Here is a 583-nt window from a genome sequence, read left to right as displayed (position 1 = left end):
CCAGTCCCCGGCCACCTCGGCAATCTGGTTCAGTGCTGCGCGCAGTGTCTCGACCACGAACTCCAGCCGGTTCAGGTCCCTGGTCACGGCCAGCACATGAGTGGCGTCCGTGCGCTGCCGCTTGCCCGCCTTGACCAGACCCGCCTCCCCGGCGGCCCGCAGCACCGTGTCGAACACCGCCCGGCCCGCGTCCGCCCCCGCGAGCCGGGCCCTGAACTCGCTGAGGACGCAGAAGTCGAACCCGGCGTCGGTCAGCTCCAGCGACAGGACGTACTTCCAGTCCAGCCTGGAACAGACCGCGTGCGCGGCCTGCCGGTCGGTCAACCCCACCGCAAACTGCAACACCGACACCAGCGCCAGTCGCGCCGGCGACACCACCGGCCGTCCCCGCACCGGGAACAACTCCCGAAATCGGCGTCGGCGAACACCGGACCGAGCGAGCCCCGCACCCGCATCGTCAAACACCCCTTCGGGAACACCGCGCGCGCCACCCGCACGGTCTCCTCCGGGATCTCCGCCAGCTCCACCCCACGCAACGACACGAACCCACCCCAGAAACACGACGACGGCCTGCACAACCCCA

Annotated in this window: 1 pseudogene; it reads right to left on the bottom strand. The window is 70.3% G+C overall.

Annotation, left to right across the window (positions count from 1 at the left end):
- Window positions 1-542 (bottom strand): annotated as a pseudogene (locus PV342_RS40960) (transposase); the annotation flags it as partial.
- Window positions 543-583 lie beyond the last annotated feature (41 nt).

This window comes from Streptomyces sp. PA03-3a (genome assembly GCF_033792735.1).
Taxonomy (GTDB): domain Bacteria; phylum Actinomycetota; class Actinomycetes; order Streptomycetales; family Streptomycetaceae; genus Actinacidiphila.
This window is presented reverse-complemented; position numbering and strand designations above follow the sequence as displayed.